The organism is bacterium, assembly GCA_023228325.1.
GTDB lineage: Bacteria > Auribacterota > UBA6266 > UBA6266 > UBA6266 > UBA6266.
Window position 1 is genome coordinate 588775 of sequence record JALOBK010000001.1, and the last position, 15875, is coordinate 604649.

At 42.3% G+C, this 15875-nt stretch carries 16 protein-coding genes; 3 read left to right on the plus strand and 13 right to left on the minus strand.

Features of this window, described 5'->3' with window-relative positions; genetic code table 11:
- The first annotated feature begins 91 nt into the window (after window positions 1-91).
- Window positions 92-625 carry a hypothetical protein gene (locus tag M0R36_02720; protein MCK9554717.1) on the plus strand — a complete coding sequence of 178 codons (534 nt, stop codon included), beginning with the start codon at window positions 92-94 and terminating at the stop codon, window positions 623-625.
- A 134-nt stretch (window positions 626-759) separates the two neighbouring features.
- Window positions 760-1122, plus strand: a complete 363-nt coding sequence (locus tag M0R36_02725; protein ID MCK9554718.1) for a hypothetical protein — start codon at window positions 760-762, stop codon at window positions 1120-1122.
- A gap of 128 nt (window positions 1123-1250) precedes the next feature.
- Here the strand turns inward: M0R36_02725 and M0R36_02730 are convergent, their stop codons facing one another.
- From M0R36_02730 to M0R36_02740, 3 genes are all read right to left on the minus strand, one after another.
- Window positions 1251-2180 carry a M48 family metallopeptidase gene (locus M0R36_02730; protein MCK9554719.1) on the minus strand — a complete coding sequence of 310 codons (930 nt, stop codon included), beginning with the start codon at window positions 2178-2180 and terminating at the stop codon, window positions 1251-1253.
- Window positions 2181-2253: 73 nt separating this feature from the next.
- Window positions 2254-2814: a LemA family protein gene (locus M0R36_02735; GenBank protein ID MCK9554720.1), complete on the minus strand. Its 561-nt coding sequence runs from the start codon at window positions 2812-2814 to the stop codon at window positions 2254-2256.
- Between the two features lie 11 nt (window positions 2815-2825).
- On the minus strand, window positions 2826-3302 hold the full coding sequence (locus M0R36_02740) for a hypothetical protein (protein MCK9554721.1): 477 nt from the start codon (window positions 3300-3302) through the stop codon (window positions 2826-2828).
- A gap of 199 nt (window positions 3303-3501) precedes the next feature.
- On the opposite strand from M0R36_02740, the gene M0R36_02745 reads away from it, so the two are divergent.
- On the plus strand, window positions 3502-4509 hold the full coding sequence (locus M0R36_02745; GenBank protein MCK9554722.1) for a class II fructose-1,6-bisphosphate aldolase: 1008 nt from the start codon (window positions 3502-3504) through the stop codon (window positions 4507-4509).
- A 74-nt stretch (window positions 4510-4583) separates the two neighbouring features.
- Here M0R36_02745 and M0R36_02750 read toward each other — a convergent pair whose 3' ends face one another.
- From M0R36_02750 to M0R36_02795, 10 genes are all read right to left on the minus strand, one after another.
- On the minus strand, window positions 4584-4925 hold the full coding sequence (locus tag M0R36_02750; GenBank protein ID MCK9554723.1) for an RNA-binding protein: 342 nt from the start codon (window positions 4923-4925) through the stop codon (window positions 4584-4586).
- Between the two features lie 140 nt (window positions 4926-5065).
- Window positions 5066-5380: a DUF4870 domain-containing protein gene (locus M0R36_02755; GenBank protein ID MCK9554724.1), complete on the minus strand. Its 315-nt coding sequence runs from the start codon at window positions 5378-5380 to the stop codon at window positions 5066-5068.
- A gap of 54 nt (window positions 5381-5434) precedes the next feature.
- The gene (locus tag M0R36_02760) at window positions 5435-5989 is read right to left on the minus strand and encodes a biotin transporter BioY (protein MCK9554725.1); all 555 of its coding nucleotides are present in this window, start codon (window positions 5987-5989) and stop codon (window positions 5435-5437) included.
- A 91-nt stretch (window positions 5990-6080) separates the two neighbouring features.
- Complete coding sequence (locus tag M0R36_02765) at window positions 6081-7940, minus strand: PilZ domain-containing protein (protein MCK9554726.1); 1860 nt, start codon at window positions 7938-7940, stop codon at window positions 6081-6083.
- Entirely contained in the window at window positions 7937-10765 is a 2829-nt protein-coding gene (locus tag M0R36_02770) for a glycoside hydrolase family 9 protein (GenBank protein ID MCK9554727.1), read from the minus strand. Before M0R36_02770 ends, M0R36_02765 begins: the two co-directional genes overlap by 4 nt.
- A 119-nt stretch (window positions 10766-10884) precedes the next feature.
- Entirely contained in the window at window positions 10885-11433 is a 549-nt protein-coding gene (locus M0R36_02775; protein ID MCK9554728.1) for a GDYXXLXY domain-containing protein, read from the minus strand.
- Window position 11434: 1 nt separating this feature from the next.
- The gene (locus tag M0R36_02780) at window positions 11435-13255 is read right to left on the minus strand and encodes a DUF2157 domain-containing protein (GenBank protein MCK9554729.1); all 1821 of its coding nucleotides are present in this window, start codon (window positions 13253-13255) and stop codon (window positions 11435-11437) included.
- A complete protein-coding gene (locus M0R36_02785) occupies window positions 13248-14024 on the minus strand; it encodes a lysophospholipase (protein MCK9554730.1) in 777 nt (258 codons plus the stop codon). Before M0R36_02785 ends, M0R36_02780 begins: the two co-directional genes overlap by 8 nt.
- Window positions 14021-14488, minus strand: coding sequence for a MarR family transcriptional regulator (locus tag M0R36_02790; protein ID MCK9554731.1), 468 nt, complete (start codon window positions 14486-14488; stop codon window positions 14021-14023). Before M0R36_02790 ends, M0R36_02785 begins: the two co-directional genes overlap by 4 nt.
- Before the next feature lie 86 nt (window positions 14489-14574).
- Window positions 14575-15789, minus strand: coding sequence for a 6-phosphofructokinase (locus M0R36_02795; protein ID MCK9554732.1), 1215 nt, complete (start codon window positions 15787-15789; stop codon window positions 14575-14577).
- Between the last annotated feature and the right edge of the window lie 86 nt (window positions 15790-15875).

Consider the following 15875-nt stretch of genomic DNA (forward strand, 5'->3'; position numbering starts at 1 on the left):
CACCGCTGACAGCAATTATCATAGAGTTTATATATACTGATTTTCCCGCGCCTTATGGTATAATATCTCTGCCCTTTCAGGATTTGAGCATATGCAGGATAAAGAAAAAAATGAATACAATACCCGGATGGAGCTGCTCCGCAATTCCATGGAAAATGAGCTTTCCACCGCAATAACAATGGAAAAACTAAGCACTCTTTCCAGAAATGAACCTCTTTCGAAACTGCTTAAATACTTATCCTCTCAGGGCGAAATCCACCATGACAGGCTTCAGGAACTATTCAAGCTTGTAAAGTCTTCCGGCGAATTATCTTTGCTCCAGAAAATAAAGATGGCTGTTTTCCCCTCTGTAACCTTTGCATCCAAAACAAAGCATTTAAAGGTAATCGAGCAGATACGAAAAAGGATCCGCGCAGATGAAGACCCGCTGAAAATATGCGAGGATATCATAACATTAATGACAAACCTGATACACGAGATCAATGAATTGAAAAAACACTCGCTTAATAACAATGAACTCGATATTATTGACTGGCTTATGGAAGAGAAAACAAGGCTTATAACAGAAATTGAAAAAACCGGATTTAAAAAGGAATTTAAAATAGGCCTTTTTTCCAAAACATAAATAACTTGACTTTTATTTCCGTGAATATAAAATAATCTTAACAATAAGGACATATGTTCTTTACAGAATTTTAACCATAGATAGAGTTATATTCTGTTTGTACCAGAAAAAAGAAAATACGGGAGGAGGAATACATGTTGAAGAAAGCCGGATTGGTTATGCTGGTTGCCGTCTTTGCGTTATCCTGCACCAGCACTTTCTCAATGCAGAGAGATGTGGGTAAAATCGCCACCCCAAGGGTCGAAGATGAGACACTTGATCTCAAAATCGCCAGGAATCAGGCGCGGGAAGATTTTAACGCCGCTAACAAATCTTTGTATAAAGCAAGGGTTGCATACAACAAAGCAAGGCTTTGCGACCGTCCTAAAGAAGAGATAGAGCAAAAACACCAGGATTATCTTAAAGCTAAAACCGCTAAGGATAATGCGCAGGCTAAACTTGATGCCGCTGTATCGACTTATGCCGACGCAATTAAAGCGGCAAAGGGCGAGAAATAAGTTACATTGAGCTGAAAGGGGCATCCTCTTTTGATGAGGGATGCCCCTTTTTTTTAAAGAATTCAAACCTTCCCATAATCAGAAGCCTCATGGACGCGCAAAAAAACAGGCATAGGGGGAATAACTTTTCACTGCTGGTGAGCAAGAGCCTTTAAAATGCTTATCCTGTCCTGAATGGAAGGATGCGTGCTGAAAAGGGATGCTGACTTTGACCGCGCCTCAAAAGATTTTACGGGATTTACAATATAAAGGTGCTGAGTGGCTCTATTGGCCGCTTCCAGAATTTCCATGTCTCCGGATATCTTTTCGAGTGCTCCGGCAAGAGCCAAGGGGTTTCTTGTAAGTTGAACACCTGTCGCATCCGCAAGGTATTCTCTCTGCCTGGATACCGCAAGCTGGAGAAGCTTGGCAAAAAGAGGCGCTAAAATGGCAAGCGCTATCGCGATTATCATCAATATTGCCTGGGCTCCCCCTCCCTTTGAATCCTTTCTTGACCGGCGGCCGCCCGAAAAAAATGTGTACCTGAGGAAAAAATCACACAACAAGGCGACACTCCCCACAAGGACACCTACAAGCGTCGCATATAAAATATCATAATTTTTTACATGCGACATCTCATGAGCTACAACACCCTGTAATTCGTCTCTGTTTAATTTCTGCAGCAAACCGAGCGTCACCGCAATTTTCGCGTGTGCGGGATTTCTGCCGGTGGCAAATGCGTTCGGCGCGGTATCATCTATTATATATATTTCAGGCATCGGAAGGCCGGATGCAACGGACATCTCTTCAACCACATTGAATAACTGGGGGTTATCCTTCTTTTCAATCTTTTTGGCTCCGCTGATACCGAGGACAACGGAATCTCCGCCGTAATAAACGGCAATACCTGTAACCAGCGCGACCGAAAACCCGATGGCAAGCCCGTAATATCCATTGCCATACACATAGCCGAAAACATATCCCAGAACCGCCATAAAGACGATAAAAATCACTATAAGAACAAACGTATTCCTTTTATTTTTTTCTATCAACGCCCACATATCAATATTTTTGTTCATAAAGGTCCGTTGCGCATTTCAGGTTAATATGATATGGCAGAAAAACCAGTTTCCGGTTTGATTCATCAAATTTTCAGAATTTCACATTAACAGGTTTTTTCTCTTCTTCGCTCTCAACTTCAAAAAATTCCTGCTGCTTAAAACTCAGTATGGATGCGACTACATTGGACGGAAACATCTCTATCTTGGTGTTAAACACCATAACACTGTCATTATAATGCTGTCTTGCAAAAGAAATCTTATTCTCCGTTGAAGTTAATTCTTCCTGCAAGGCAAGCATATTCTGGTTGGCTTTAAGGTCCGGATAATTTTCGACAACCGCAAAAAGGGAGCGGAGTGTCTGGGTCAGGAAATTTTCGGCTTTGGCCTGGTCAGCAACCCCTTTATCCGCCTGTATAGCCTGTGTGCGCGCTTTTGTGACATTTTCAAGCACTTCCCTTTCATGCTTCAGATATCCTTTGGCTGTCTCTACAAGATTAGGGATAAGATCATAGCGCCTTTTCAGCTGCACATCGATCTGGCTCCATGCATTTTTTACCCTGTTCCTGAGCTTCACCAGTGAATTATATATACCGATAAACATCAGCACTATAACCAGCAGCAGCACAAAAAACATTATTGAAATTAAGGCCATAAATACCTCCTTTACTGTTTTCCGTAATCTATCAGCTGCATAAGGACTTTGCCGTCCTTTACGCTCTTTACCAATCCGGAAACCGGAATATCGGTGGATATCCAGTTAGTCATACCGCCCGGATAAGTAACCACCGTGCACTCTATCATTTTATCCTTTATCCTTATAAAATCCTTCGAAGTGGAGCCGGTTTTTGAAGCTGAGCCGGCCTGCGCGCTGTACCTTGGAAGCACTGTTTCCGATTTGCTTATCACTTTCGCCCGGCCGAACATATCCTTGATGATGGTGGAATACTCCACTACCATTTCCCGGCTGTTCACTTTAACGACTTTCTGCAGTTGATACGCCTTGCCCTGTGTATCATAAAAAGCCCACTCCCCAGGCCTTACTTTTAACGCCCTGGGCGCCGAAAGGACATATCCTGAAACCGGAATCGCCACGATAAAAAAAAGAACCGAAAACAATGCTTTTAATGACAATGTTCTCATGATTAATTATAACGGCCTTTTGATAATGTACAATTACAAATACAGCGATTTTTTATAATAGCATACATCAAAAGGTTTCTTCAATATGATAATCTTCAAAGAACTTTCATTTTGTGGTTGAACAGATTTTTCGATTTGTTATAATTGGGTTCACTTTTTCAATGAAATTAAAGGGCAACCAAAAAAGGAGTTATTTATTATGTCTAGTTACAAAGACCTGGGACTTGTCAACACGCGCGACATCTTTAAAAAGGCCGTAAAAGGCGGATATGCGATACCTGCCTATAATTTTAACAATATGGAGCAGCTTCAGGCAATAGTCACTGCCTGCCTTGAAACCCAGTCGCCGGTTATACTGCAGGTATCAAGCGGGGCCAGGAAATACGCCGATCAGACCCTTTTAAGGTATATGGCGCAGGGCGCGGTAGAAATGATGAAGGAAATGGCAAAAGAAAAAAACCTCAAAGAAATTCCGATTGCGCTTCACCTTGACCACGGCGATACCTTTGAGCTCTGTAAATCATGTATCGAAACCGGGTTCTCGTCCGTGATGATAGACGGTTCTCATCATACCTACGAAGAAAACGTGGCTCTTACAAAGAAAGTAGTTGATTTTGCCCACAAATACGACGTTACGGTCGAAGGGGAGCTTGGTATGCTCGCCGGGATAGAAGATGATGTTAAAGCGGAAAAATCCACATATACAAAACCGGAAGAAGTAATAGATTTCGTATCAAGGACAGGGGTTGATTCACTTGCCATCTCAATAGGGACATCACACGGCGCCAATAAATTCAAACCTGAACAATGCGTAAGAAATAAAGACGGAATACTGCTTCCCCCCGAGCTGAGATTTGACATCCTTGAAGAAATAGAGAAGAAACTTCCCGGATTTCCCATCGTCCTCCACGGCTCTTCTTCAGTTCCCATCGAAGCCGTTAAAATGATAAATGAGAACGGCGGCAAACTCAAAGACACAATAGGTATTCCTGAAGAACAGTTAAGAAAAGCGGCGAAATCCGCCGTATGCAAAATCAATATCGATTCCGACGGAAGGCTGTGGATGACAGGAACCGTAAGAAAGGTTTTTGCCGAAAAACCCGCAGAATTCGACCCCAGAAAATACCTTGGTCCCGCAAGAGATTCCCTTATCAAAATGTACAAACACAAAAACGAACATGTCCTGGGTTCAGCGGGAAAAGCGTAACTAACATTAAACTAAAACCCCGCTAGAGAAAAACAACTTCTCTAACGGGGTAAATAATGCTATTGAAAAAGAAATTAGAAACGGCGATTGCCGCCCCTATCCCCTCTGCCATGTCTCGGTTTCCCGCTTCCGTGCCTGCTGCTATCCCTGCCGCCGGCGCCGCGCGGCCTGTCAGGACGAGGACGGGCTTCATTAACATTAAGCGCTCTTCCCTTTAAGTCTTTGCCGTTTAACCCGTCAATCGCCGCCTGCGCTTCACTTTGCGAACCCATTTCTACAAACCCGAATCCTTTTGATCTTCCACTATATTTATCATTTATTATAGTGGCTGAATCAACCTGCCCAAACGGTTCAAAAGCAGAACGCAAGTCTTCTTCAGTTGCCTCATACGACAAATTCCCTACGTAAATCTTCATTCTCTTCTCCCTGTTAAACTACTGTTCACCTTCAAGAAATGGATCCAACCATTAATTTGAGAGGCAATCCTTTCTGTCCGGCAGTTTATCTGCTTATCAATTTATTGTCAACAAATACTATTAACTTATATTATCACAGCCTACTTTAAAAACCTGATTGCCAGGGGATATCTGTAACTTTCGCCTTTGGACGCTGTAACCGCCGCGGATATGACAAATATGAGGTTGATAATAGCTATGGCAAATAAAAGAAAGAATCCGACAACGGCAAAAATGAGGAAAAACGAAACAATTGCGTATATTGTCATCGAAATCTGGAAATTAAGCGCTTCTTTTCCCTGCTCGCTGACAAAGGGCATTTCATCTTTTTTAATAAGCCATATGACAAGTGGGCCTATTATATTGCCGAACGGTATACCTATATAACAGCTCAAGGCGCTTAAATGGCAGAACATCGCCCAATTATTGGTTTCTTTCTGTTCGGCGATCTTAAAGCTCCTTATTTTATGTCAATCCTTTTTAAACACCAATGACACAATACCTGCCGCCGCAATTGATTTAAGAAAATCCCCCGCCGCGAACGGCAAAAAACCAAGCGAAAAAGCTTTTAGAAGGCCTATGTTCATATAAAAAGACAGGTAAAGGCTTCCTAAAACAAGAATGACAATGGAACAGAGAAAAAACACGCCGCAGAAGCTGATAAAAGTTTTCGGCATTTTACTAATCAGCGTCGCGCAAAAAACAGGAATAATTAACCATGAAAGGAGATATCCCCCAGTAGGTCCGAAAATGCCTCCCGGAACGGCAAAAATCGGCATGCCGGCAACACCCATGCCTACGAACAGCGCCTGCGAGATAAATCCGAATTTTCTCCCGAGCAAAGCGCCTGAAAGAAGGACAAAGAAAGTCTGCAAAGTAACAGGAACGGGCGAAAAAGGCAGGGGCACCTTCACAAAGGAACCCAGCGCGGTAAGAAAAGCGAATAAAACCGCGCCGCTTATCATTACCAATCTGGTATCCGCCAGCAAACCATATACGTTATTTTTCGCCTGCAGATGGTCCACTAAATTGATTCCTCCCGTCTTTCAGGAATGATAATTTATAATATGTTTATTGTCAACGAAATTATAACCCGGGGTAGACATTTCATATCGTTCAATTGTCTTTTTCCCTGAGGAAAAATGTTTTTTTCGCCCACAGGGAAGAAAAGCTTTTCCAATCCTCGGTTGTGGAAGCCCAGTTAGACATTACCGCAACTCCCTTTATTTTTGATATATCGGTGTCCTGATTATGAATTGCCGTATCGATGCCGACCAGAGCATTACCCATATTTTCAACAGCGGCATTGTGCTCATCCGTTGAATCTTTTACTGTTGACACGCCTATGAATACCGGACACCGGCTTATATTACTCACCGCTGAAATCTGCTCTTCGATCCAGGCTATATATATATCGGTATTTTCAAAATAGGCGTTATAACACGGCAAGACGGCAAAATCAGAAAGCGCGCTGACTTCTTTGTAATATTCCGAATCCCATACATCGATATCTCCTTCGCTGCCCAGTTCCATTGTTACAACTCCTGTTTTTTTATCCGGAAGTTTTTCTCTTATTTCCTTTATAAGAGAAACAAAATTTTCGTTTCCGTTCGGAACGGGAAACAAATTCAGCAGAACACCGTCAAACGCATACTCGGAACACAAAGACTTTGCGGTATTTACAATATTACTAAAATCCGACTCTTCGGAAATGTCTGTATTGGGTTCCTCATTAAACTCAGTTCTGGCTTCGACCCACGCAAAAAATTCAAATTCCCCGCTTACTTTCTTCATCTCGCCTATGAATGAACCGACATACGTCAATTTCTCGGGCGACCACAGCCAGTCAACATCCCTTCTTACTTTAACGAAAATATTTTTAACGCCCAGTTTCTTAAAAATCCCGCCGAGTCTCTCGATATCCCCGATATCCCGGCTCTGGTCAACCCATGAAAGGTCCACCCAGACAGCATTATCGTTAAAGGTGTACGCCTTCAGTTTTCCCGATTTTGCTTCTTCGGCTATTTTCTCCTCATATGTCAGGAATTCATAATTATCGACTTCCGATTTGTTGATATCTATAACCCCATACTGAATCTGAAGCCGGATTTTATCTTTGCTCTGCGATAATATCTTTCCAACCATAGTGGTGCTGTTCTTGAATGTAACCTTTACATCATCGCTCTTGAATTTATCCCTCAACACATTTAATTCTTTTTCATAGAACTCTTTTTTTCTTAAGACTTTCCTGAGTTCCCTTTCCATTGTTTCTTTTGCGACTTTGACTTCCTCAATCTGGCTCTCGATGACATTCTTGGAATCCTCAGCCAGTTCCCTGTCCTCAATGGATTTTTCCATTTTGCCGATTTTGTCCGTAAACTCTTTTATTTTTGATTCAAGATTGTTTTTTTCCGATAAAGATTTATTGAATTTATTTTCTATCATGGTTTTTTCGGTTTTAAGCGTTACATAAGCCTCTTCCGCCTGGCGCCTCAGCAAATCCATCCTGCCGCCCCGCCATAAGGCAAAAGCCAGCGCTATTCCCACAATAACCAAAGATATAATTACTATAGGCATTCTGTGCTTTCTGACCATCGCGTATCTTACAAGAGCCGCCGCGTCAGGTTGTGCTATATCTGTAAACGCGATATGAAGCACATACTCGTTCGGGACCGAAAACTTTTCCTGCTTTGAGGCGACTATCTTACCTTCAACGCGTATCGGGGTTTTCCGGTAAATCAAGTCCAGGTGAAGAAGGATTTTACAATTAGTTTTCTCAAAGAGGTTAACGGTTTCTTTATCCAGGTTCCTTACGACAAGACACATGCCTCCTTTGCTTATATCCATGGTGAAACCCTGTCTTATATCCGTCAGCGGTTCACCGGAAGCAGCGTCCGTAAACTGGAACTCGACCGGAAGCACGGTGTCAATCCTTATATAACGTCTTCTGCCGAGGTAAGATTGCGCGCTTGTCATTTTTCTCCTTTGCTGTCGATTAACGGTATCCTGAGCTGTTCGCCATATGTATTAACATCATCCATATCCTGGAGCCTTAAAAGCAGGGGCTTCCTGCCCGAAGGCTTTATTTTATAATTTAATATTTCCTCCGAACCCGCCCTGATGTTAAGCGTGTTGTTCTTTTCTCCCTCGAGCACCGCTCCTTCCACAAAAAGATTTGCCCTGACTTCCTGGTCCAAAACCCCTTTATTGCGGACTCTGGCAACAGCTTCGGTTTCTTTGCCTTCGATAATTTCCGCGGGCAGTTCAAGTTCAATTTCGATAAACCTGGATATATCAATAGCCAGATGCTCTCTGTCGCCTGAAATAAGATCTATTTCCTTTTCAAAGTTTTTCCCTTCGGCATATACTTTGAAAATATATTTTTTCTGAGGCTGCAAAATCACCGGACCAAACACGCCGCTCTCATCGGTTTTTAATTCCGTAATTTTTTTCCTGTCGCAATAAACCTGTATTACGGCTTCCTTTACCGGTTTTTTGTTGTTCGATATCACACCGCTTATCTCAGCATCCAGTTCCAGAACAGGCATAAGGGCAAGGCAATAAGAATTGTGAGGAAGCCAGTACTCCCCGCTTGAAGCCGCTTCTCCCCACCACTCAGGCTGTTTACCTGTTGCATCCATAATACCGTTAGGTATTCCCCCGGTAATAGGGCCCTTGCCTTTAAACGCGCTCATTACAACAGGCTGTTTCCCTCCGACACCGGAAATCTGGCAGATTCCCAGAGGGTTTTGCCCGAAGACCCACTGAAACTGGTCATCCGCAAAGACCTCAAACCTTACATCATTCGAATACTGCCCCCACTTCATGGCAATCAAACCGTATCCGAAATGGTCGCAATTAAGGCCGTGCGTCTGCGCAGCGGCTCTCCTCGCCGAATCGATATCCCCCGCAAAATAATAAACGTGCCATTTCCCGTCCGATTCCTTTTCAATTCCCATTGCCATCTGCCCGTAAGGGGTTTTTGCGGCCATCGGCAGCAGATAATTTTCCGTAAACACTTTTGCGGCATAATAAACATCCCACCAAAGCGGATCTCCTATATCAAGATACTTGCATAGTTCAATAAGGGCCATATAAATTCCAAGATTATAATTGACCATTTTATATTGGAAATGGAAATCTTTTGTCCTCCTGTCAAAATAGAAGTCGCCGCAGATATTATCCTCCACTTCCGCATAATTATTGAACTGCAGCTTCAACATTTTTTTCGCGGTATCTTTGATTTTTGCGACATATTTTTCATCGTCAAAATACCCATACATTTCAAGCGAGGCATAAATATAGCAACCCATATCAAACGAGGTCGCAAAACTTTTTTTATTCAGGTATTCCCAGTTCCTGGCCGCGGTGGCAACAGCTTCATCGGCGAGGCCCTTATCATGTTTTTCCAGCGCCCGGGCGGCATTCAGCAGCGCAATAATATTAAACGCAGTCGCGGCATTGCTCTTGTCATTGTTGCGGTAACGGGGATATTTATCCTTCGACAGGTCGACCAGCGGAAGGATTTTGGAACAGTAATCGTCCCAGCTCATATTATGGGACACTCCGCTCCACGGGACACTGCCGTCTTCACCCGTGATATCAATACAAAATCTTGTGCCATATTTCAAAGCCCCGATGGAATCGGGGAAATCGCCTTTTTCTATTTTGCTTTCCTGAACAGGGCTGTACAACGAATAATTCGCCATCCCGTAAACAAGATGAGGATGGGACCACATCCTCTTTCCGATATCATCAAGCGTGTCATGGTATCCGCCCTGGACAGGATCCTGAAAATGGCATTTCTCGCCGCATCTCAGATGTTTGAGGAAATTCCACTGCGTCCACCCGATATTCTTCGCGAACACGTTTTTGCCTATCTCAAAGGGATATGAATCGACTTTCACAATTTCTCTGCCGTGCCTGAAAACGGCGCTTACGGTATAAATGCCCTCTTTCGCAAGGCTTGATATATCCCCTTTATAATAAATTCCTTCCCAATCATCAAAATCCTGTTTATAGATATTTTTTGTCAATTCAATTTTGCCTGTCTCCCTGCTGATTACGCTGATTCTTATTTTTCTGGGAAAACTTCCGGATTCAATATTTCCTGTTATCCTCATAATGACAGACTTTTTATCTTCAGGATGAAACCCTATCTGGCTTAACTGCAGTTCGGGAGTAAAAAGCTTCTGGCTGTAATAAAGGTCATCTATTTCGATATAACCTTTATCCCCGTGACCCGTACTCACGGCTAATCCGAGCCTGACCTTGCCTTCCAGTGTCTTATTGCCGCCGCCCCATCCGTAATGAAGAGAATCATATTCAACCCTTTTTTGAGTCCATTTATCCGGAGAAACATCGTTTAAAGGAACTTTTGTAAGGAATGTAGTGTCATCTTCGTCAACAAGCTTGAACTCAAGGACGTTTCCGCCGGAGGCTCCTCTCATATAAAAAGTGAAAATCCCCCCCTTTTGAGGGATTATTTCAAGGGGAAGATATATTTCGCACCATGCGGGAGGATTATTCAAATCGTACTGGATTTTTATGGCATTGCCCGTTCTGCCTTTAACCGAATCGACGCTGAAACTGACGCCTTCTTTGCATCCTTTTTTAATTGTTTGCGGCCCGTCATCAAAATCCTGGGCAAGAATATCCTTTTTTTCTTCGGATTTTTTTTCGCGGGCAGGGTATGGCTCTCTTCTTTCTCTTTTGGAAGCGCCTACCCTTCTTAGCGAGGAAACCGCACAAGTATCAATACATAAAAAAAGAACAAGGAAAACAACCATAATCCTTTTCATTCTCAAACCTCCCGTGAAATCCACAAGGTGTTTCCCTGTTCCCCCGTTAAAACAGATGTAATTAGAAAAATACCATTCACATCGGGTTACGTCAATAGAGATTTACACATTTTGCGATATCATTTACCAAAGTTTACTTTCCCACCTTTCACAAAAAGCCCGCTCAGGAGCGAACATCCTTTTGAATCCACGTATATTTCCGCATCCAGGTTTTTCCTCTCACGGGATTTCTCCAGTTCTCTGCCTTCGCCTTCGGGAACAAAATAACTTTCTATGCCGTATTTTACACTCAAGCTGCCGCTGTGCCCGAAAACATCGGAAACAACCGCGCCTTTTAAAAACACTTCCTCATGAGAAATTTCAGGCCTGCTTACCGATGCCCTGTCATACTCCCACATGTCCCCCTTCTTTTTCAGGACGATAAAAATACTCTTTAAATTATGCGTTTCAAATTTTTTCAAGCCGACATCTTCGGGTTTTATGCTCGAGAAAGGATACCGCAATATAACATAATCTCCCCTGAAAAGGCTGCGCGGGTCTACAGGCTCAACCCTGACTTTTATCGGGGTGCCGTGCTTTTTTATGGAGAGCTTGTTAAAAGCCATTGTATAAACCGAACCGCACTGGAAAATTATAACTATAACTGTAATAATCCATATCTTTTTCATTTTAAATACCTCCCTTGACGAGAAGCTTCTCTTTGTTTTTCTCAAGCACAATACCGGCTGTTATGAGGACTACGCCCACCGAGATAAACATCAGTGACCGCGTCAGAAAATCCCATCCGGAATCAAAATATCTCGAGAATATTTCTAAAATAAGGAATGTAAAACCTGTTATTTTTAATCCGATTCTGTCAATCCTGTATCCGGTAATAATAATCCCCGTAGACAATACAACGATTATTATATTGGATATACCCGATACATAAATGCTGAAATAGCTTAATTTCGCGGCTAAAGCCATCAACACAGAAAAAACAATTCCTGAAGCAAGGGTAAGAAACTCAAACAGTCTTGGTTTTTCTTTCTCCATAAATACTTTTAAGACCATCGCTGAAGAAACCGCGAACAAAAAGGCCCAGAAGATCCAGAACTCAAAATTCATCTTATGGAAATCTCTATAATTATAAACCGGCTCTAAATTAAAAGAAAATATATAGAATATAAACAAGACAATACCAAGCCCCATATACCCGTAAACATATTCCAGTTGTATTTTTCCCGCATTAAATACAAACCAGTTGAATGAATACAGTATCACCCCCGCCAAAATTAATAATGAAAATATTCCCGGCGCCGACTGCCAGCGGATAGAATATAAAAACAGGTAAAAAGGAATATACGCCGAAAGAAGGATAGGGAAAACAGGCTTTCGGGTTTTATCATAAAGCCCCATGGCAAGGACCGCAAGCGGAATCACCGCAATAATTTTGAAATATTTCATCGACGGAAGAAAGAACAGCAGCAGGGCGGAAATCACAGCCAGCGGGATAAATATTTTATCTTTGGTTCTGATTGAATACATTCCGTATAAAACCGCAACGCACACAAGCAATAAAACCATGCAGATTAAAGATGGAAGTTTTATGCTGTTTAAAATATATTTTGCGTCTTCAAAAATTCCCGCATTCGCAAACGCAAACGCGCTTAACAACATAAACGCTGTTCCGCTCCATCTGTAACAGGGCTCTAAGTATTTCACGGTTTCTTTATCCTTGTGCATGTAAGCGCAAAGATAAACTGTCATCCCGAAAAGGAAAGCGGGCATCATCTGAATAACAGACAAATAAGTGTTCACCCATATAAATGAGTTTGCTATCATCCAGTACCAGGCAACGCAGAGGCTGATAACCACTCCCGCGCGCGATTTTAACCAGTAACCCAGAGGAAGCATAATAAGCAAAAGCGCCGGAATAAACAGGTAATTTGCGGTTTTATATCCGATGGACTCACCCAACACCCACATAAGCATAAGAGCGCAGGTGAAATAGTAATTTGTGCGTGACCGGTATAAATAAACAGTCAAGGCAGAGCCCGCAGCGCATAAAAATATACCGTTGGGAAACCTGCTTATTATGTTGAATACCTGAGCCACAAGGTATATGTCGGCGCCGAAAATAATATTTCCGAGCAAAGAAAGGCTGACCGCGCTTTTCTCGTATTTTTTACTGTACAGCAATGCCGCAAGAGCATGGCAAACAAATACAAGAGCCGAAACCGTGCCGATCTTGAAGAAAGGCCCCATATGTTTCCAGTTAAATGAAATAAATAAAATTATTCCCAGGCCCACAAATATTGAGCCGAATACAGTCAAAATTTTCACCGGCGCTGAAAGAGACGGGTGGCGTTTTTCCGGAACCTTTTCAAATGTGTACAAATCGGTAATCTTGCCCGCGGTTTCCGGCGAAATGATATTCAGGGATTTCCACCACTCAAGATGGCGTTTCAGCCAAGTCCACTGGTACAGATTTACAGGACATTTATTCATACCCTTTTACTCCCTTCTTTTCTCCCGCAGGAGAACCTGTTTCTCCAAAGGGATTTACTATGGTTTTAATCCATTTCAGTATTTTATATATAAATTCATCTTTATTTTTTTCAAAAATATGCTCGGCGTGCTGCGGCCCCTCAAATCCAATAAATTCAACATTTGCCGGAGCTTCTTTTTTTATATCCGCAACGTGGCTGTTTCCCACAAGCCAGTCATGTGAAGCGTATATAATAAGGGCCGGCGCTAAAATCTCTCTGATAACGGCCGTGTTGTCTTTTTTCTTATAAAACAGGTTAAAACCCCTGACCTTTTTCCCTGAGCCTATGCTTGTTATTAATGTTCTGATGGCCTCAAGAGTCCAGAACTTAGGAAATATTTTATGAAAATAAGAGGGTATGCTTACAAGTATTAAACCAGTCACATCCTTTCTTCCGGCAGCGGCCTGAAGAGACGCCGAAGCGCCGAGTGAAAATCCCATTATAAATATTTTTGCGTATTTCCCGCTTATAAAATCCAGCGCGGCGGAAACATCCAATTTCTCTTTCGAACCGTAGGTAAAAACTCCCGAGCTTTTACCGTGGCCCCTTAAATCAATGCTCAAAACATCCATAAATAAAGAAAAACGGGATGCAAGCTCTGAAAACGTTTGTGAGTCTTTATACTGCAGAAAACCATGGCTGATGAGAAGGCAGTTGTCATACCCTTCTTTATGCCAGTTGGCGTATATTTTTTCGGAATCCCCTGTCTTTAATATCATCTCTTTCATAATGCATCCGGTTCTCTGAGTTTCTCCATCACCCTTATAACTTCTGATGCTTCCGCGTCCGAAATATCTCTCATTAGTAAATTCACCTCTTTATCATACGCCTGTTCAATCTGATCCACGGTCTTTCTGCCCTTGGAAGTAAATGTAATAAAATAATGCCTTCTGTCTTTTTTATCCGGCATACGCTCAACAAGCCCTGTTTTTTCAAGCCTGTCTATAAGGCCTGTTATATTCGCCCTGTTAACAAGCAGCCTTTCGGCTATTTCGCTTTGTGTTAAATGCGCCAGTCCGCTGTACTTTAAAACCATCAGCAAATTGAACTGCGCCATTGTTACTTCATACTTTGAAAAAAAACTGTCGCCTCTTTTTGAAAGTAAAGAAGCTGTCCTTAAAATATTGAGCAACGCTTCATGTTTTTTATTTTGAAAAGGCTGTGGAAGCTTTAATTCGCGCTGCAGGCTCATGTCAACTCCTTCTTATTGTTAATATATTAATAATATATATATTAACAATTATCAGGATTTTGTCAAGGGGTCATTTAAGAAAAAGTTTATTTATTCAGGATTTTCGCTATTTTATGGATATGGAATCTGCCTATTTCAGGGAGTTTGCCCGCAAGCGGTTTTACGTAGTCTATATATTCTTCAGTTATATTATTCCGCTCTTTATTTATATATTTTTTATCAAGCGGCTTTGTCTTTTTAGCGACATTTTTAAGGTCTGTCCTGTCAAACTCGGCCTTGTAGCTTTTTCCGCCTGCGCGCCTGATTATTACGCTGCCGTCAATATTAGCGCCTGCCGCAAGCTGAACTGCTTTTTCTCCTACAAACCTGGCCTCTTCCGCATCAATTTCGGAAACCACCCCCGGGAAACAACGCTGCAGATACCCGAAAGTATCAGCCCTGACTCTTTTAACCTTAAGTTTTGCCTTAATTTCAGCCGCAAGATAATCGCCCAATGCTCCGCTTCCGCTCAACTGCACGTTTCCATGCGAATCTTTCTCGCCGGTTGTAAAGATTGGATTGCCGTTTTCATCATGCACCCCTTCAGAAACACATATGACAGCCCTTCCGTGTTTCTGATATACCTTATTAACATCTTCCGCAAACTTTTCCTTTTCAAAAACAGCTTCGGGAACATATATCAGGTGCGGGCCGTCATCCTCGTACTTTCTTGCCAGAATGGTAGCTGCGGTCAAAAAACCTGCGTGTCTTCCCATCACAACATTTATTTTTATTCCGGGCAATGACCTGTTGTCAAGGTTATCGCCCATGACCGCGCAGGCCACAAACTTTGCCGCGCTTCCGAAACCGGGACAGTGGTCTGTAACCAGCAAATCATTATCTATTGTTTTCGGTATATGGAAGACCCTCAGCTCATAATCCCTCTGCCTTGCCACATTGTTTACAATATCAGCCGTTTCCGCGGTATCATTCCCGCCTATATAGAAAAAATATCTCACATTATGGGCTTTAAAAACCTCAAACATCCTGATACAGTCTTCTTCTTTCGGTTTCATCCTGACTGAACCCAGCCCGGAAGAAGGTGTATTTGCCACAAGTTCAAGATTCTTAATATCCTCGCGCGTCAGATCCGTGAAATTTTCCTCAAGAATGCCTTTTACTCCATGCAAGGCTCCGTAAACTTTATGCATCTGCGGGTATTTCGAACATTCTCTGACAACACCTATAAGGCTCTGATTTATGACACAGGTAGGGCCTCCTGATTGCCCGACAACAACATTTCCCGTTAATTTATCTCCCATAAAAATCCTCCGTGCGATATTTTAAATTTTCGGTAATTATACCAAAGATGCTATCCATGACAAGACTAAAAATAAATATCAAATAT

Excerpts from the sequence above, each read along its gene's own strand:
- M0R36_02770 (MCK9554727.1), bottom strand. The coding sequence starts at position 10,765 with ATGAAAAGGATTATGGTTGTTTTCCTTGTTCTTTTTTTATGTATTGAT.
- M0R36_02795 (MCK9554732.1), bottom strand. The coding sequence starts at position 15,789 with ATGGGAGATAAATTAACGGGAAATGTTGTTGTCGGGCAATCAGGAGGC.
- M0R36_02780 (MCK9554729.1), bottom strand. The coding sequence starts at position 13,255 with ATGAATAAATGTCCTGTAAATCTGTACCAGTGGACTTGGCTGAAACGC.
- M0R36_02755 (MCK9554724.1), bottom strand. The coding sequence starts at position 5,380 with ATGTTCTGCCATTTAAGCGCCTTGAGCTGTTATATAGGTATACCGTTC.
- M0R36_02785 (MCK9554730.1), bottom strand. The coding sequence starts at position 14,024 with ATGAAAGAGATGATATTAAAGACAGGGGATTCCGAAAAAATATACGCC.
- M0R36_02730 (MCK9554719.1), bottom strand. The coding sequence starts at position 2,180 with ATGAACAAAAATATTGATATGTGGGCGTTGATAGAAAAAAATAAAAGG.
- M0R36_02775 (MCK9554728.1), bottom strand. The coding sequence starts at position 11,433 with ATGAAAAAGATATGGATTATTACAGTTATAGTTATAATTTTCCAGTGC.
- M0R36_02765 (MCK9554726.1), bottom strand. The coding sequence starts at position 7,940 with ATGACAAGCGCGCAATCTTACCTCGGCAGAAGACGTTATATAAGGATT.
- M0R36_02790 (MCK9554731.1), bottom strand. The coding sequence starts at position 14,488 with ATGAGCCTGCAGCGCGAATTAAAGCTTCCACAGCCTTTTCAAAATAAA.
- M0R36_02720 (MCK9554717.1), top strand. The coding sequence starts at position 92 with ATGCAGGATAAAGAAAAAAATGAATACAATACCCGGATGGAGCTGCTC.
- M0R36_02750 (MCK9554723.1), bottom strand. The coding sequence starts at position 4,925 with ATGAAGATTTACGTAGGGAATTTGTCGTATGAGGCAACTGAAGAAGAC.
- M0R36_02725 (MCK9554718.1), top strand. The coding sequence starts at position 760 with ATGTTGAAGAAAGCCGGATTGGTTATGCTGGTTGCCGTCTTTGCGTTA.
- M0R36_02740 (MCK9554721.1), bottom strand. The coding sequence starts at position 3,302 with ATGAGAACATTGTCATTAAAAGCATTGTTTTCGGTTCTTTTTTTTATC.
- M0R36_02745 (MCK9554722.1), top strand. The coding sequence starts at position 3,502 with ATGTCTAGTTACAAAGACCTGGGACTTGTCAACACGCGCGACATCTTT.
- M0R36_02735 (MCK9554720.1), bottom strand. The coding sequence starts at position 2,814 with ATGGCCTTAATTTCAATAATGTTTTTTGTGCTGCTGCTGGTTATAGTG.